The 15274-nt window shown below is 60.9% G+C and carries 14 protein-coding genes and 1 rRNA gene; 5 read left to right on the top strand and 10 right to left on the bottom strand.

The features are described 5' to 3' along the window. Positions 1 to 99: 99 nt before the first annotated feature. Positions 100 to 921 (bottom strand): alpha/beta fold hydrolase, encoded by an 822-nt coding sequence (locus FZZ93_RS03010; RefSeq protein WP_149320861.1) that lies wholly within the window; start codon positions 919 to 921, stop codon positions 100 to 102. Between the two features lie 638 nt (positions 922 to 1559). On the opposite strand from FZZ93_RS03010, the gene FZZ93_RS03005 reads away from it, so the two are divergent. Continuing rightward, positions 1560 to 4082, top strand: coding sequence for a cytochrome P450 (locus FZZ93_RS03005; RefSeq protein WP_149320860.1), 2523 nt, complete (start codon positions 1560 to 1562; stop codon positions 4080 to 4082). A gap of 108 nt (positions 4083 to 4190) precedes the next feature. Here FZZ93_RS03005 and FZZ93_RS03000 read toward each other — a convergent pair whose 3' ends face one another. Next, complete coding sequence (locus FZZ93_RS03000) at positions 4191 to 5108, bottom strand: LysR family transcriptional regulator (RefSeq protein WP_149320859.1); 918 nt, start codon at positions 5106 to 5108, stop codon at positions 4191 to 4193. A gap of 152 nt (positions 5109 to 5260) precedes the next feature. Here FZZ93_RS03000 and FZZ93_RS02995 point away from each other — a divergent pair, with 152 nt between their 5' ends. Together FZZ93_RS02995 and FZZ93_RS02990 are read left to right on the top strand one after the other, a co-directional pair. Next, on the top strand, positions 5261 to 6250 hold the full coding sequence (locus FZZ93_RS02995) for an MBL fold metallo-hydrolase (protein ID WP_149320858.1): 990 nt from the start codon (positions 5261 to 5263) through the stop codon (positions 6248 to 6250). A gap of 133 nt (positions 6251 to 6383) precedes the next feature. Next, a complete protein-coding gene (locus FZZ93_RS02990) occupies positions 6384 to 6935 on the top strand; it encodes a hypothetical protein (RefSeq protein ID WP_149320857.1) in 552 nt (183 codons plus the stop codon). A 4-nt stretch (positions 6936 to 6939) separates the two neighbouring features. Here the strand turns inward: FZZ93_RS02990 and FZZ93_RS02985 are convergent, their stop codons facing one another. The 7 genes from FZZ93_RS02985 to FZZ93_RS02955 all read right to left on the bottom strand — a co-directional run bounded on the left by FZZ93_RS02985 (position 6940) and on the right by FZZ93_RS02955 (position 13071). Beyond that, positions 6940 to 7530, bottom strand: coding sequence for a YjaG family protein (locus FZZ93_RS02985; RefSeq protein ID WP_149320856.1), 591 nt, complete (start codon positions 7528 to 7530; stop codon positions 6940 to 6942). 26 nt (positions 7531 to 7556) lie between these two features. Next, entirely contained in the window at positions 7557 to 7850 is a 294-nt protein-coding gene (locus tag FZZ93_RS02980) for an MGMT family protein (RefSeq protein WP_149320855.1), read from the bottom strand. A gap of 73 nt (positions 7851 to 7923) precedes the next feature. After that, complete coding sequence (mnmH, locus tag FZZ93_RS02975) at positions 7924 to 9072, bottom strand: tRNA 2-selenouridine(34) synthase MnmH (protein WP_149320854.1); 1149 nt, start codon at positions 9070 to 9072, stop codon at positions 7924 to 7926. After that, a complete protein-coding gene (gene selD, locus FZZ93_RS02970; protein ID WP_149320853.1) occupies positions 9069 to 10106 on the bottom strand; it encodes a selenide, water dikinase SelD in 1038 nt (345 codons plus the stop codon). Before selD ends, mnmH begins: the two co-directional genes overlap by 4 nt. Before the next feature lie 40 nt (positions 10107 to 10146). Next, a complete protein-coding gene (gene radA / locus FZZ93_RS02965) occupies positions 10147 to 11520 on the bottom strand; it encodes a DNA repair protein RadA (protein WP_149320852.1) in 1374 nt (457 codons plus the stop codon). Positions 11521 to 11611: 91 nt separating this feature from the next. Then, entirely contained in the window at positions 11612 to 12064 is a 453-nt protein-coding gene (locus tag FZZ93_RS02960; RefSeq protein ID WP_149320851.1) for a copper resistance protein NlpE N-terminal domain-containing protein, read from the bottom strand. Between the two features lie 110 nt (positions 12065 to 12174). Next, complete coding sequence (locus FZZ93_RS02955) at positions 12175 to 13071, bottom strand: AEC family transporter (protein ID WP_149320850.1); 897 nt, start codon at positions 13069 to 13071, stop codon at positions 12175 to 12177. A 268-nt stretch (positions 13072 to 13339) separates the two neighbouring features. Here FZZ93_RS02955 and hisC point away from each other — a divergent pair, with 268 nt between their 5' ends. After that, entirely contained in the window at positions 13340 to 14395 is a 1056-nt protein-coding gene (gene hisC / locus FZZ93_RS02950; protein WP_149320849.1) for a histidinol-phosphate transaminase, read from the top strand. Between the two features lie 58 nt (positions 14396 to 14453). Further along, a complete protein-coding gene (gene gloA2 / locus FZZ93_RS02945) occupies positions 14454 to 14867 on the top strand; it encodes an SMU1112c/YaeR family gloxylase I-like metalloprotein (RefSeq protein ID WP_149320848.1) in 414 nt (137 codons plus the stop codon). 331 nt (positions 14868 to 15198) lie between these two features. On the opposite strand, the gene rrf is transcribed toward gloA2, so the two are convergent. Continuing rightward, positions 15199 to 15274 (bottom strand): 5S ribosomal RNA (gene rrf / locus FZZ93_RS18705); the annotation flags it as partial.

Raw genomic sequence — 15274 nt, 5'->3', positions numbered from 1 at the left:
CGAAAATTTGCGAAAACGCGGAGTTTACAAGGAGTAAATGAGAATTTGAGCGGATTTTCAACGTCGTATAACCGAGCGCAGGCACTTTTCGGACAGTGCCTAGGCCAGCAAATGACGGTCAAATATTTCGTTCATGTGCCTGGATGCAGACTTGCTCTCCATATCAAGAAAATGACCAGCCTCAGGTACCACAAAAAACTCACACTCATCGATATAGCTTTCGATGCACCTGACATCTTCTTTTGAGGTGTATTCATCCCAATCCCCATTCACGAACAGCACAGGAACCTCGACCTCCTTGAAAACACCTACGTAATCATCAAAGCTGAGCGAAGCTACTTGCCCAATATGAAACCTGGCCTGGCGATACGTCTCGTCATCGAGGCTCTTGATATGCTCATGGTTTATCCGCTTCAACAAGCCAGGCAGATACTTCCCCACCTCGTCATTCAGCAAGGTGGCAACTTCATGATTTTTCCTTTCATCGAGCAACACCTTGGCACGCTCAATATAGCGGTGCATTTCCGGGGTAATTCGGGTAGAGAAGGAGGCGATCAACGCCTTACGAACAGAGGGTGGCTTCTTGGCAAGCGCCATCAATGCCGCCAGCCCTCCCCATGACACAGAAAGAAGGTAAGACGGCTGATAACGATCCATCAACCCCTGAAGCACCATCACCTCTTCCGTTTTCGACATGGGGCGGGTAATGGCATTGTACTGTCGGGACTTTCCAATAAAGGGAAGGTCAAACAATATCATGTTCACCTTTCCCTTGAGATTTTTTATGGTATTACGAAAAGCTTGTGTTGTTGAAAGCGCTCCATTGACAAAAATGGCTGACTCCGACACCCCGGAAAACAGATACCTCTCAACATGGACATTCCACTCTCCGACACTGACCACCTCAGCTTCTCGCCTCATTCCCTACCTCCATGTAACTCACTTCCCTGCAATATTCGCCGCCCACCCTGGACGAACAACCGTTTTTATCCATTATTAAACATTGGGTCTTTCACTCGACTCACTTTATCACCCACGCCACCCACGCCTTATCAGACCCGAAGAATTGCCGAAACACTTTAAGAAATAATTACAATCAAACATGCGACACCCCAAGAAAACTCAGGGATTTCAAGGTACCCTTGGCGCATCCCCAGCGCGCGCTGCCATTGCCTTATGCGATGACGCCACCATTTCAATACAACAGGCACCCATCACGTCAAGGACTATCTCAAATCGAGACGCTCTGACTTACAAAACAACAACACTGCGCAACATTTCATGACTTCTCAGCAACTAACTACAACCATGCCACCAACCTGAAGCAATAGGAAAGCTATTCGCCTGGTTCCCGACGACATAACCCCCATCAAAACTGAAATTAAAAAACCGACACCGAAAGCAACTTGACGCCTCATCACCAAGAAACTAGAGGTATTACTCTATTCATCACTACAGCTACTTCTCTGTAAGTCTGAATATTCATCATAAAGTCATGGGTTCATCATTGAGCACAACGTTTTGACAAGTACCCACGCAGGAATGACCAAGGAGGGCCTGTGGATCAATATTTCGATTCCGTGAGCGTCAAGGGCGACACCGCGCCTGAGTCCACCGATCACGATACTGCCCGGGAACAGCCTAGCCCTTCTCACCGACCTAATCTTCGCGAGAGCCTGGCCCGGGAAATAGCTCGACTTGCCGAGAATAACGATGAGGCTCTCTCGATCCCCGAGGAGTCCCCTCTGAACCGGCTTGGCCTGGATTCTCTGGCCGCCGTGGAACTGACCGCATACATAGAGCGGCATTTCCACGTGAAACTGCCCTTGATGTCCCTATTCGGCTCCATGACGCTGGGCCAACTGATCGACCTCGTTGAAGAAACCCGGATGCAGGAGAGTGCCGGAGGCTCCTTGCGTACCCCCCTGGGAGAACAATCCGGTGCCTGTGCAGTCGCGTTGCACGACTGGCAGGTCGCCCTTCCCCTGTTCTGCATTCCCGGCTCGATGGGTGTGGCAACCTATCTATCGAGTCTTTGTACCGAGCTGGCCGGCCTTGCCTCGACGATCGCTTTTCAATCCCCGGGCATCGACGGTACCGAATCCCCTCTCGGTTCGGTCGAGGAGCTCGCACGGCGCTATATCGCCGAAATGCAGACCATCCAGCCCGAAGGCCCCTATCGCCTCGCGGGGCACTCCTTCGGAGGGTTGGTCGCTCATGAAATGGCCTGCCAACTCCACGAGCGGGGCGAGCGAATAGAAGCGCTATTTCTGATCGATACCTTCCAGGTCCGAGGGGGCCAAGATGCCAGCGATGACATCCCCTCCGACCTGATGGCGCTGTACGAACTCCACAACATCACCCTGCGCCTGACCCAAAATTCCGGCAACCCGATCAGCGCCCGCAAGCTGGAGTCGCTCACTCCGGAGAAGCAACGGGAATGGTTGACGCACAAGTTAGGTAACCGGCTCCAGACATCGCTGAACAGGATCACCACCGTCCATAACACCAACTATACGGCGATGATGCGATTCCGGCCGCGGTATTACCCCGGTCCGGCCACCCTGCTGTGCGCGCGCTCCGAGTTTCCCGCGCAACTGGTGCATCCTGCCCGCAGCCTGCATTTCTGTACCGACGAGCCGGACCTGGGTTGGAAAGGACTGTGCGCCTCGCTGAACGTCATCACGGTGCCTGGCGACCACCTCACCATGGTACGTCCACCCCATGTTCAGGCACTCGCCGAGGCGATGCGGCCGGCGATGGATGCACAATCCCGGCTCTCCCTGGGGATGGATCGCCTGCTGCCCGCCAGACCACCTCGCGCACCGGGGCGAGCCCTGGAGATCTCCCGACATGGCATCTCCTTCGATCCTTACCATCCGGACCATGTCGACGACCCTTACCCATTCCTTTCACAACTGCGCGACTGCGGCCCGGTTCTCAAGGACACGGTCTCCAGGTGGTGGCTGACCCGCCACGCCGAAGTCTCGGCAGGACTGCGCGACAAGCGCTTTGGTGTCGACCCACGAGGGCTGGCCGAAACGCTGCCACACCTCGACACGAGCAGTGCCAACTTTCCTTTCCTCAGTGCCCTGAGTCGACAGCAGGAAGAGGTTCCCTTCAGCCAACACCTCAACCGCTTCATGCTGTTTCTGGATCCACCTCAACACCAACAACTCAGGCGCGTCTTCTCGCCCTTGTTCACCCCCGAGGCCGTCAAACACTGGGCCGGTTATATCGACGAATGCGCCGAAGAGCTTATCGGCAATCTGCGCCAAAACAGGGAAGCCGATCTGATCAAGGAACTCGCCTTGCCATTGCCGGCGGCTGCCATCAGCGAAATACTGGGCTTCCCCCGCGCAGACGTACCCGAAGTATTGCCCTGGGGACAGGACATGATATCGGGTTTCGATCCACTGATGTCCGATGACACGGCCGCCCGCATCAATCACAGTGCGGAAGAGTTCAGCCGGTACATTCGCGAGCACCTGGAAACACAACGTAAGGTAAAGAGTGGCCCCGGGATTCTCGACCCGAACACCGCACTGGACCAGGGGCTGAGCATCGAGGAACTGGTCACCCATTATGCCCTGATGTTTGCCGTCGGTTTCGAAACCACGACCGACATGATCGGCAACAGCGCACTCGCCCTGCTTCGCCACCCCGACCAGCTCGAGCGCTGGCAAGCCCATCCCGAAATCTCCGACAACGCCGTGGAAGAGTTGCTGCGATACGACGGTCCTGTCCGCTGCTCGATACGCTACGCGCTCGAAGACCTGGATTTCGGTGGCCGCCAAATACGTCGTGGCGAAATGGTCGTCTTCTCCTTTTCCGCAGCCAACAGGGATCCCCAGGCCTTTCGCGAACCCGACCGACTTGACCTTGGCCGTGACACCAGACGACACGTGGCCTTCGCTCATGGCGCGCACTACTGCCTGGGCGCCCATCTGGCACGAATCGAACTACGGCGTGTTCTGCCGGCCTTGATACAGCATGACTTCTCTCTGGCACCCGGCGGGACGCAGTGGCGACCCAGCTTGGTGTTTCGCGGTCTGGAGACCTTGCGCATCAGGAACCACTAACGAAACGAATACCAAGATGCAGCGCAGGCGGAAGCGACATACTCGCTTGTGGGCAAGGCGGGTGATGGCCACGGCAGCGCCTTGCCCGAGGCAATCGATGGGCAGGCCTCAGTCGTGTGTTACCCGAGCCACCTCAAACACCAGATTACGAAACCAGCGATGCGCCGGATCGTCCCTCATGCGTGGATGCCAAAGGGCATACAACTCAACGTTGCCCATATCCAGCGGTGGAGCAAACAGATCGACCATGGCTTCGAAGCGTCGCAGGAAACGGCCAGGCAGCGTGCACAGGAGATCGCTGCTGCCGAGGATGAGCGGTGCCAGGGCATAACTCTGGACAGACAGACTGACATGACGCGACCGGCCCAGCTTGTCGAGCGCACGATCCACCGCTCCCCTATATCCTCCCCCGCTGGTCGACACCAGCATATGTTCGGCAGTGCAGAATTCGTCCAGCGTGATCGGGTGACGGCCCCTCGGATGACCATGTCGTTGCGCGGTAACGAATTCATCGGTGAACAGCCTCCGGCCAATCAGCCCTCCATCCTCCGATCGGGGTAGACCAACGACCATATCGATATCCCCACGCTCGAGGGCCTGCGTGATCGTCTCGGGATCCGGCACCACGAATGTGATCCTGATATTAGGCGACGCCCGCTTGAGCGCGGGGACAATGTCCGGCCCCAGCATGATGGCGGGATTATCATAGGCCGCAAGTACAAACTCACGATCGCTTTTCCCTGGATCGAACGAGGGAGATGGCCCGATAAACTCGCGCAAATGGTCCAGCAGTTGCGGCAATGTCGCCCCTAGCGCGTTGGCGCGGGGAGTTGGCGCCACGCCTCGACCGGCGACCGGGACAAAAAGCTGATCGCCAAAGATCGCACGCAAGCGCGTCAATCGCCCCGAAAGGGCCGGTTGGGTAATTCCCAGCCGATCCGCCGCGCGGCTGACGTTTCGCTCCTGTATCAGGGCTTCGAACGCCATCAACAAGCCAATATCAATTTCGCTCAAACGGTCAGGCATTAGCGTTTCCTGGCTTCATTCCCTTTCGGGACAGGCCGATACAGGGGCTATCAGTGCGGCTTATGCAAGGTATAACGGCCATCGCTTTCTCGGCAATCATCTCGCCCCCTATGCTCTGGCCCTGACATTCACTTGAACAGGAAAACAGACCAATGGCTGTACGATCCTTGATGCTTTCCGCCTTATTGGTAGGCCTGATCACGTCGGGACAGGTCTTCGCGACCTCACACTCCGCTCCAGACCATTCTCCGGGTATTGCCCAACAGGGCGCCGATACCTATGCCGTCATGATAGGGGGCGTCCGGGTCACGGCACTCTCCGATGGCACAGTGCCACAGGACCTGCATGAGATCCTGCATGGCATTACCAACGACAAAATTGATGCCATGCTGGAGCGGGCCCATCTGTCCAACCCCGTCGAAGCATCGATCAATGCGTTTCTACTCGAAATGGGCAACCGGCTCGTCCTTGTGGATACGGGCGTGGGCACACTGTTCGGACCGGGGCTGGGCAACCAGCTGATCGACAGTCTACATGCCGCCGACGTTGAGCCCGAACAGATTACCGACGTCCTGCTCACCCATGTGCATTCCGACCATATGGGCGGACTCACCAGGGACGAACAGATCGTCTTCCCCAACGCCACGGTCCACGTCGGCAAGCCGGATGTTGACTTCTTTCTGGATCGTCAGAACGCGGAACGTGCCGACTATGACATGCGCTACTTTGATCAGGCACTCACGAGCCTGAAGCCCTATGTCGATGCCGGCAAGGTCGACTCCTTCGACCGGACCACGCAAATACTTCCAGGCCTGACAGCGTCTCTCCATCCAGGCCATACACCGGGCAGTGCCTTCTACACGCTGGAAAACCAGGGACAGACGCTCACCTTCATCGGCGACATCATCCACGTGGCGGCCGTGCAGTTCCCGGATCCATCGGTGACCATTGCCTATGACGTCAATCCGGAAATGGCCGCTAGTGTGCGCTCCAAGGCCTTTTCCGTCCTTGCCGAAGCAGGAGACCTTGTCGCCGTGCCCCATATGCCCTTCCCAGGTATCGGCCATATTCGCAAGGCATCCGAGGGCTATGATTGGGTGCCTGTCGAGTACGGGAATCGAGCGGCAACAGAGGTACGCTAAATCGCTGTAAAGATAACGGCCCGGGGCACTCCGGGCCGTTTCTCGAGACGTTGCCGCCTTCCAGGCACAAGGCTCAGTTGTCGCCCCGGGCCAGGGCAGGCATGATGCATCCATATACTACGATGGACTCGTCATGACGCCTCGCTCGCTCGGAAAGCTCGTTGTCATCCTTTCATGGGCGCTACTGGCCAACCTGGTTCATGCCACCCCAGTTCATGCCACCCCAGTTCATGCCAATCCTCCCGCCTTTTCTCTCGACTGGCCGCCCACGCTGGAGCTGGATCATACCCTCGTGCAAACCAGCCTTTACACTCGGCATTTCGACCCTGACCCCGAACACACCAACCATCAGGAACTGATCGGCCTCGAATTCCATACCCCGGATGACTGGCTGGCCGGTGGCGCTCATTTCCAGAACTCTTTCGCGCAGGAGACCTTTTATCTCTACATCGGCAGGCAGTTTCCTCTCTGGCACTTCGCTCATGACACCACCCTACGCGCCAAGCTGACGGCAGGGCTGTTGCATGGCTACAGGGGAGAGTATCGGGACAAGATTCCCTTCAACCATCTGGAAACCGCCCCTGCCGCACTTCCCAGCATTGGCATACGCTGGAAGCGTGTCGAAGGCGATCTGATCGTGTTCGGTGCCGCCGGCCTCATGGTCACGGCAGGGCTGCGTTTCTAACCGCTCAGTCGGTCGTCAGGCCAAGATTGCTGACACCTTCGTTGCGCCCCAGGTGACGCAAGGCCTTGAGGGCGTCGCGATCCAGGTGGCCCTGGGCCGCCTCGAGCACCGCATCCTGGAAGTCGTTTTCCTCGCACATCAGCGGATGTTCACGCGTCAGGGCGGCAAGCTTGCCGGCATCCTCCTCGCCTTCGGTCAACTCGATGAAGGCCCGCACACCGCCACGCGAGGTGCGGCTGACGTCCAGAACCGAGTCCGGTGACTCGCCGCGCAGGGTATCGAGCAGCGCCGAAATGGCGACAACCGCTTCCAGCGCTCGGCGAGCCCCGAAGCTGTCGTCATCCTCCGGGGGCTCCAGCTCGGCCAGTTTTTCCGCCTGCCGATCGAAGTCGATGCGCGCGTCCTTGACCGACAGCCGCTCCCAGACCAGGGCCAGCACGGCGCGTAGCGCCTGGACATCCCCATGACCGGTCGTCTCGGCGTACAGGGCATAATTGGGCACCAAACGCTCACAGAGAGCGGCCATGAACGCCTGCTGACCACGCAGCGTCAGCGCCTGGAGCCGTTCGAAGAAACCGCCGGATGACTGACTCATGAAATCTCCTAATATAATGGCATCGCTCACGGCCAGAGGCGCTCCTTGGCCACCCGCCCCCGAGCGTCGAACGCCACGCCCTCATCAATCAGGCGACGACGCTGCTCATCCGCTCCTCCATGGTCGGCCAGCCGCCGCGACGCGGTGATGACCCGGAACCAGGGGAGTTCGTGTCCCGAGGGCAGCTCTCGCAACGCCCGAGCCACCATACGCGGGGTAGCGCCTTCGGTCATGGTGGCGATGCGACCGTAGGTCGTCACCCGCCCCGGAGGAATCTCGGCCAAGATCGTCAGGATCTGTTCTTTGAGCACCGGCTTCATTTGCCCTTCCGCTCCTCGTCCTTTGCTTCATGCCCATTGCGAGGTCCCGCCGGATCGCTGACTGGCTCGACGGCTATCCCAGTGGCTGGCCTGCGCTCGCCGCTGAAGTCGAAGTGGATGCCCGAGCGTCACGCGATGCCCCTTCGACCCAGTCTTGCGCCGCCGCCAGACAACTGTCCCAATCGCCCACGTGCAGGAAATGCTGATCGTCGTGCTTCTCCAGCTGATAGCGATACATGGGGTCGTAATACTCGGTCAGCAATGGCGCCAGCCAGGCTTCGTGGGCCTGGCTGTTGCCCCGCTCATGCTCGCGAAAGGCCAGTGCCTGAAGACGCTGCAGCCGAGCCAGTCGCGCCCCGCCCAGCCGCTTTCGCAGGCGCTGCAGGGCACCGGAAAGCTGCTTGCGCATCAACGTCCAGCCCAGCCACGCGCCGAACTGCTGGCGATAGACCGCCCAGAGGTCCTCAATGTAATCCTTGTGAATCTGCTGAAGGCGCCAGTCGAGGGGCATCTCGACCCGGATGCGTGGCGCCCGCCCCATACTCCGCCAGAAGGCCAGAGGAATATTGGCGGTGCCGATGTGGCGGGATTCGTCCTCCAGTACCACCGGCCCTGGCAGGTCCAACAGGCGCAGGCCCATGGCATGTTCGAAGTCGATCTGGGAAGGCGCCGCCAGTGGATGACGGCCGAAGGCCGAGCCCTTGTGACGCGCACAGGCCTCGAGATCCAGCCCGCATGAAAGCGCCTGGATCAGGCTTGTCTTGGCGCAGCCGGTAAGGCCTCCAACCACCAGCAGCGGCTGTTCCGCTGCCGCATCGATCCGCTCGCACAGTGCCTGACGCATGGCCTTCCAGCCACCGCGAATGCGCGGTCGCTCGATTCCAGCCTCGGCGAGCCACTGCTGGGCAATCCGCGAACGCTGGCCTCCCCGGAAACAGTAGATCAGCGCATCGGGATGACGAGCCAGCAGATGCTGCCAGGCGTCGACGCGTCCGGCCCGCACACCGCCGGCGACCAGGTGCTCCCCCAGCGCAATGGCGGCATCCTGGCCGGCATGCTTGTACTCAATACCGACCCGATGGCGCTCCTCGTCATCCATCAACGGCAGGTTAACCGCACCGGGCAACGCCCCCTGGCGAAACTCCACCGGCGCCCGGACGTCGATCAGGACGCGGCGCTCGCGCAACAGCTCGAGATCGGGTTCGACCAGCGTCGGACTCATCCTCGAACCTCGATGCGCGCCTCGCCCCGCGCGGCGATGACTTCGCCGAAGGGCTCGAGCTCGAGACCATAGGAACGCCCGACGCGCTCGATATCGTCCTCCCAGGAGGGATGAACCGAAAGCAACAGGCCGCCGGAGGTCTGCGGATCGCACAGCCACTGCCAGTGGGCCTCATCCATGGCGGGTAGCGCCGCGCCCAGCGCCTCACGGTTGCGGCCGCTCCCGCCGGGCACGGCGCCCTGACGCCGATAGGCCTCAGCCTCGGCCAAACGCGGCAGTCGCCGGAAGTCGATGCGTGCCGCGACGTCGCTGGCAACGCACATCTCGGTCAGGTGACCGGCAAGGCCGAAACCGGTGACGTCGGTCATGGCATGCACGCCCTGAATGCGCGCCAGGTCCATGCCGATTCGGTTGGTTTCGAGCATCGTCTGGCGCGCCAGCCCCTGATGGCCCGGCTCCAACCGCCCCTGCTTCTCTGCCGTGGTCAGCATGCCCACGCCGAGCGGCTTGGTCAGATACAGCAGATCGCCGACCTGGGCCCCCTTGTTGAGCTTGAGGTATTCGAGATCGACCAGGCCATTGACCGCCAGTCCGAAGATCGGCTCCGGCGCGTCGATGGAATGGCCTCCGGCCAGCGCCAGGCCCAGTTCGCGGCACACGGCCTGCGCGCCGCCGACCACATCGCCGGCGATGTCCGCCCCCAGCTTGTCCAACGGCCAGCCGAGAATGCCCAGGGCCATCACCGGCGAACCGCCCATGGCATAGACATCGCTGATGGCATTGGTGGCGGCGATTCGACCGAAATCGAAGGGATCATCGACGATCGGCATGAAGAAATCGGTCGTGGCGATCATGCCGCGACCGTCGCCCAGGTCATAGACAGCGGCGTCCTCGCGCCCCTGATTGCCGACGATCAATCGGGAGTGGGAGGCCCCCGGCCCGGCTTTGGCCAGGATGCCGTCCAGGACGTCAGGGGCAATCTTGCAGCCACAGCCGGCTCCGTGACTGTACTGGGTCAGGCGGATGGCGCTCATCTCATTCTCCTTGGCGTTCATTATCGTCATTCTACAACGTCTAGAGCGCCTCAAGGGCATCGGCCAACTTATCCACCGCCACCACCTCCATCCCCTCAGGCGCCTGCTTGGGCGCGTTGGCACGCGGCACGATGGCCCGGCGGAAGCCGTGCTTGGCAGCCTCGACGATGCGCTCCTGACCACTGGGCACCGGGCGAATCTCGCCGGACAGCCCGACTTCGCCGAACACCACCAGCTCGCGGGCCAGCGGGCGACTCTGCAGACTCGACACCACCGCCAGCAAGACCGCCAGGTCGGCACTGGTCTCCAGTACCTTGACCCCGCCGACCACGTTGAGGAAGACATCCTGATCGCCAGTGAACAGTCCACCGTGGCGATGCAGCACCGCCAGCAGCATGGCCAGGCGGTTCTGATCCAGCCCCACCGCCACACGACGCGGATTGCCCAGAGCCGAATCATCGAGCAGCGCCTGCACCTCCACCAGGATCGGACGGGTACCTTCCCAGACCACCATCACCAGGCTGCCCGGCGCTTGTTCCTCACTGCGCGACAGGAAGATGGCACTGGGATTCTTCACTTCCTTGAGACCGTGCTCGAGCATGGCGAAGACGCCCAGTTCGTTGACCGCTCCGAAGCGATTCTTCTGGCCGCGCAGCGTACGAAAGCGCGAGTCGGCACCGCCTTCCAGCAACAGCGAGGCATCGATCATGTGCTCGAGCACCTTGGGGCCTGCCAGCGTGCCGTCCTTGGTCACGTGCCCCACCAGCATGAGTACCGTGCTGGACTGCTTGGCGAAGCGCGTCAGGGCGGCGGCGGATTCACGCACCTGGGCCACACCGCCAGGCGCCGAGGCGATATCCTCCAGATGGGTGGTCTGAATGGAGTCGATGATCAGCACTTCCGGCCGCTCGCGCTCGGCGACGCCGAGGATCGTCTCGATGCTGGTCTCGGCCAGCATCTGCAAGCCCTGGGTCGGCAACTGCAGGCGGTGAGCGCGCATCGCCACCTGGCTCAGCGACTCCTCGCCGGTGACATAGAGCACACGGCGCTGCTGGGCTAGCTTGCAGGCCGTCTGCAGCAACAGGGTCGACTTGCCAGCCCCGGGGTGCCCGCCCAGCAACACGGCCGAGCCAGGCACCAAACCGCCCCCCAGTACCCGATCGAACTCCTCGAACGTAGAGGTCAGCCTGGGGACTTCCCCCAGGTCGACGTTGGACAGCTCAACCACCTCTCGCGACACAACCCCGGCGTATCCCCCTCGACCGCTACCGCCGCTGGCGGCCCCGGGGCGGGCCGCGGAGAGCCGCACCTCGCTCAGGGTATTCCATTCCTGGCAACTGGAGCATTGCCCCTGCCATTTTCGATATTCGGCGCCGCACTCGGTGCAGACGAAAGCGCTCTTGGCTTTGGCCATGGGGGTCTCGTCGAAGGTGTGAAGACTTACGTTGGAACCATACGCGAGGGGCGGCCGATGGCCGCCCCTCGTCAACGCGATGCTTGTCGCATCACAGGCGCTTCAAGCGCAGCACTTCGTTGTTCTGGAAGCGACGGCGCTGTGGGTCGATCAGCTCCAGGGTCTGCGGATCCACACGCAGGAAGTAATAGATCTGGCCTTCGCCATTCGGGGTGAGCTCATAGACGGTGGCTTGCGGATCATCGGCCGTCCCGTCGAGCACTTCCCAGTTGCCGGAATACGTTTCGTTGGGCGGATTTTCTGGATGGCCACGATAGGTCGCTTCCAGGTCGAAAGTACGGTCGGCGGCCGCGCTTTGCTCTTCTCCCTTCATGGTGACGTTCAGGTCGATCCCTTCGCAATTACGACACGGCAGGGTTCCCTGATACGTCTGCTCGGTTGTTGTCACCCCCGGCTCGGCGGTTCCCTGATCGGTGGGGCCAGCTGCACAGCCCGCCAGCAAGGCAAGCATGGCCGAGCCCGCCAGCAACGTCCTGATTTGCATATTCGTTCTCCTAACCAATGGGCATGGCACCGCATTACACGGCAACCTGCTCGATAGCATAACCTTTCGCGCCATCAGCGGACAGCCTGGGCGCCGCCAGGTTCCGTTGTTCATGATGCCATCGGACGGACATGCTCGAACACCACCCATAATAGCAACGGCATCACCACCAGGCTGCCCAGATTACCGATCAGTACCAGCGAGGCCACCAGGTGCGGCTGTTGCCGATACTGCTCGGCCACCAGATAGTTCAGCACTGCCGGCGGCAGGGCGGCAAACACCCACAGCGCCGCCGCCGTAATGCCCGAAAGATCCAGCAGTGCCACCATCGGCGCTGCTACCACCAACCCCGACAGCGGACACAACACCGCACCAAGCAGCCCCATGCGCCAGTGTCCGAAGTCGATGTCGAGCATGCGAACCCCCAGGGCGAACAGCATCAGTGGAATACTGACACCTCCCAGCAGGTTCAACGCCTCGAGCAACCAGTCGGGCAACATCATCCCGCTCAGGTTGACCCCGAGCCCCGCGAGACTGGCCAGCACAATGGGCATGCGCAGCAAGCGCCACACCGGCGTATGGGGAGAGAGTATCCAGAGGCCGACCGAGAAGTGCAGCAGCATCTCGACGATGAACACCACGACCGCCGCCGGCAATGCCTGTTCGCCGAATGCCAGCACGATCAGCGGCAGTCCCATGTTGCCGGCATTGTTGAACATCATCGGCGGCAGAAAGGTGCGTACCTCCAGTTTCAGCCAGCGCGCCAGTGGCCACAGCAGGATCCCGGAACCCAGCACGACCACGGCGGCGGCCAGGGCCAGACGAGCATAATCCGTCAGTGGCGCCTGCCGATCCGCCAGCGCGGCAAACACCAGCATGGGCACGAACAGCTCCATGTTCAGCGTGTTCAGTCCCTGGATGTCCGGACGCCGATAGCGTCCATAGAGGGTACCGCTCCCCGCGATCAGGAATACCGGCAGCAGGGTGGACAGAATCTGGGCAAGCATTCGGCCTCGTTCCATGGCGAACTAAGGAAGCGCTGAATAAATCGCCGAGCATAGTGAAGTGCAAGGCGCTCGGAGCACAGAAAGTGAGACATAACGGGTGTTAGGCGAGCTTTCGAGCACCGTGCAACGCAGTAATTTGCGTGCGTAGGCATTTATACAGTGTTTCCCCAACATTTGCGGGAACGTCGAGCTTAGCACGACGCCAGCTTGCGCGGTGCCGGCGAGCGGGTCACCATGGCCCGAGTATTTCCACCCCGAGCGAGTGACGATGAGCAAGTTCTGGAGCCCCAAGCTGCGGGAGCTAACGCCCTATGTCCCGGGCGAGCAACCCCGCGAGCGACTGATCAAGCTGAATACCAACGAGAACCCCTATCCGCCCGCGCCCGGTGTCGAAACCGCGTTGCGCGATTTCCCGGTGGATCACCTGCGCCGCTACCCCGACCCCGAATCCCGCGCCCTGCGCGACGCACTGGCCAAGGAGTTTGGCGTCGAGCCGGAACAGGTCTTCGTCGGCAACGGCTCGGACGAAGTTCTGGCGCTGGCCTTCCAGGCATTCTTCTGTCACGACCGGCCGCTGGAAATGCCGGAGATCACGTATAGCTTCTACCCCGTTTACTGCCGGCTGTATGACGTAACGCGACGCGCCCTGCCCCTGGACGACCAGTGGCGCGTCGACCTGGACCTCTTCAGCCAGGAAGCCGGTGGCGTGGTGTTCGCCAACCCCAATGCCCCGACCGGTCACGGGCACGACCGCCAGGCCATCGCCCGTCTCCTGTCACGCATTACCGGCTCGGTGGTGCTCATCGACGAGGCCTATGTGGACTTCGGTGGGGAAAGCGCGATTCCCCTGGTTGCCGACTATCCCAATCTGCTGGTGACCGGCACCTTCTCCAAGTCTCGCAGTCTCGCCGGTCTCCGACTCGGCTATGCGGTGGGTTCCCGAGAACTGATCGAAGGGCTGGAACGGGTCAAGGACTCCTTCAACTCCTACCCCATCGACAGCCTCGCCAGTGCTCTGGGCATCGCGGCACTGGCCGACCACGATCACTTCGAGGCCTGCCGGGAAGCCGTGATCACTACTCGGGAACGCACCCGGGGACGTCTCGAGGAGCTGGGGCTGCGGGTCCTGCCCTCCCAGACCAATTTCCTCCTGGTCAGCCATCCGGACATCGATGCCGCCCAACTCTTCGTCGGCCTCCGCGAACGAGGGATCCTGGTTCGCCACTTCAATACCGATACGCTTCGCGACTTCCTGCGCATTTCCATCGGTACCGAGGATGAGATGGATAGCCTGATCGAAGCCTTGGAACCACTCTGCACCTGACGCCTTCGGCGCCCCTCACGGGGCGTCGATCAATGACACCATCGTCGACGAGACACCCATGGACGCCTCCTCCACTCGTTTACCACTTGCTGGCGTGCATCACGTCGCGCTGATCACCGCCGACTACCCCCGTGCCCGACGCTTTTATCTCGAAGTCCTGGATGCCGAAATCCTGAACGAGACCTACCGTGAGGAGCGTGACAGCCACAAGCTCGATCTCTTGTTGCCCGGCGGCATCCAACTGGAGCTTTTTTCCTTTCCCTCGCCGCCCCCGCGCCCGAGCTACCCCGAAGCCTGCGGGCTGCGCCACCTGGCGTTCGCAACCACGGACCTCGACGCCTGCATGGCACTCCTTGAAGCGCGAGGCGCCACGCCCGAACCGATCCGCGTCGACGAGCACACCGGTGCCCGTTTCACCTTTCTCACCGATCCGGACGGCACCCCCATCGAGTGCTACGAGATCAGTGGCTGAACCTCCAAGATCGCCCTTCTTTTTTTAGCTCTTTCTTCCAGACATGAAAAAACCCCGACTTCGCATGAAGCCGGGGTTTTCTCGGGATAGATGCCTGACGCCTCCACGGCACGCCGTGGCTTTCCACCTCGCCCGCTCGCGCCTGACAAGGCGATACCTTGTCCGAGCGGCGCTCCCCCGACTCGACTCGTCTCCTCCCTGAGACTCGCCCGAAGGGCCCGTCTCAAGACGGTTCCCGTTCACTCCCGGTGAACGGGTCGCAGGCGATGACAGCCCATCGTCCAGACATAAAAAAATCCCCCGAGGATACCGGGGGATTTTTCATGTAAGTGCCTGACGATGACCTACTCTCGCATGGGAACTCCCACACTACCATCGGCGCTGAGCGGTTTCACTGCTGAGTTCGG

The organism is Halomonas eurihalina (assembly GCF_008274785.1).
GTDB classification, from domain to species: Bacteria; Pseudomonadota; Gammaproteobacteria; order Pseudomonadales; family Halomonadaceae; genus Halomonas; species Halomonas eurihalina.
This window is presented reverse-complemented; position numbering and strand designations above follow the sequence as displayed.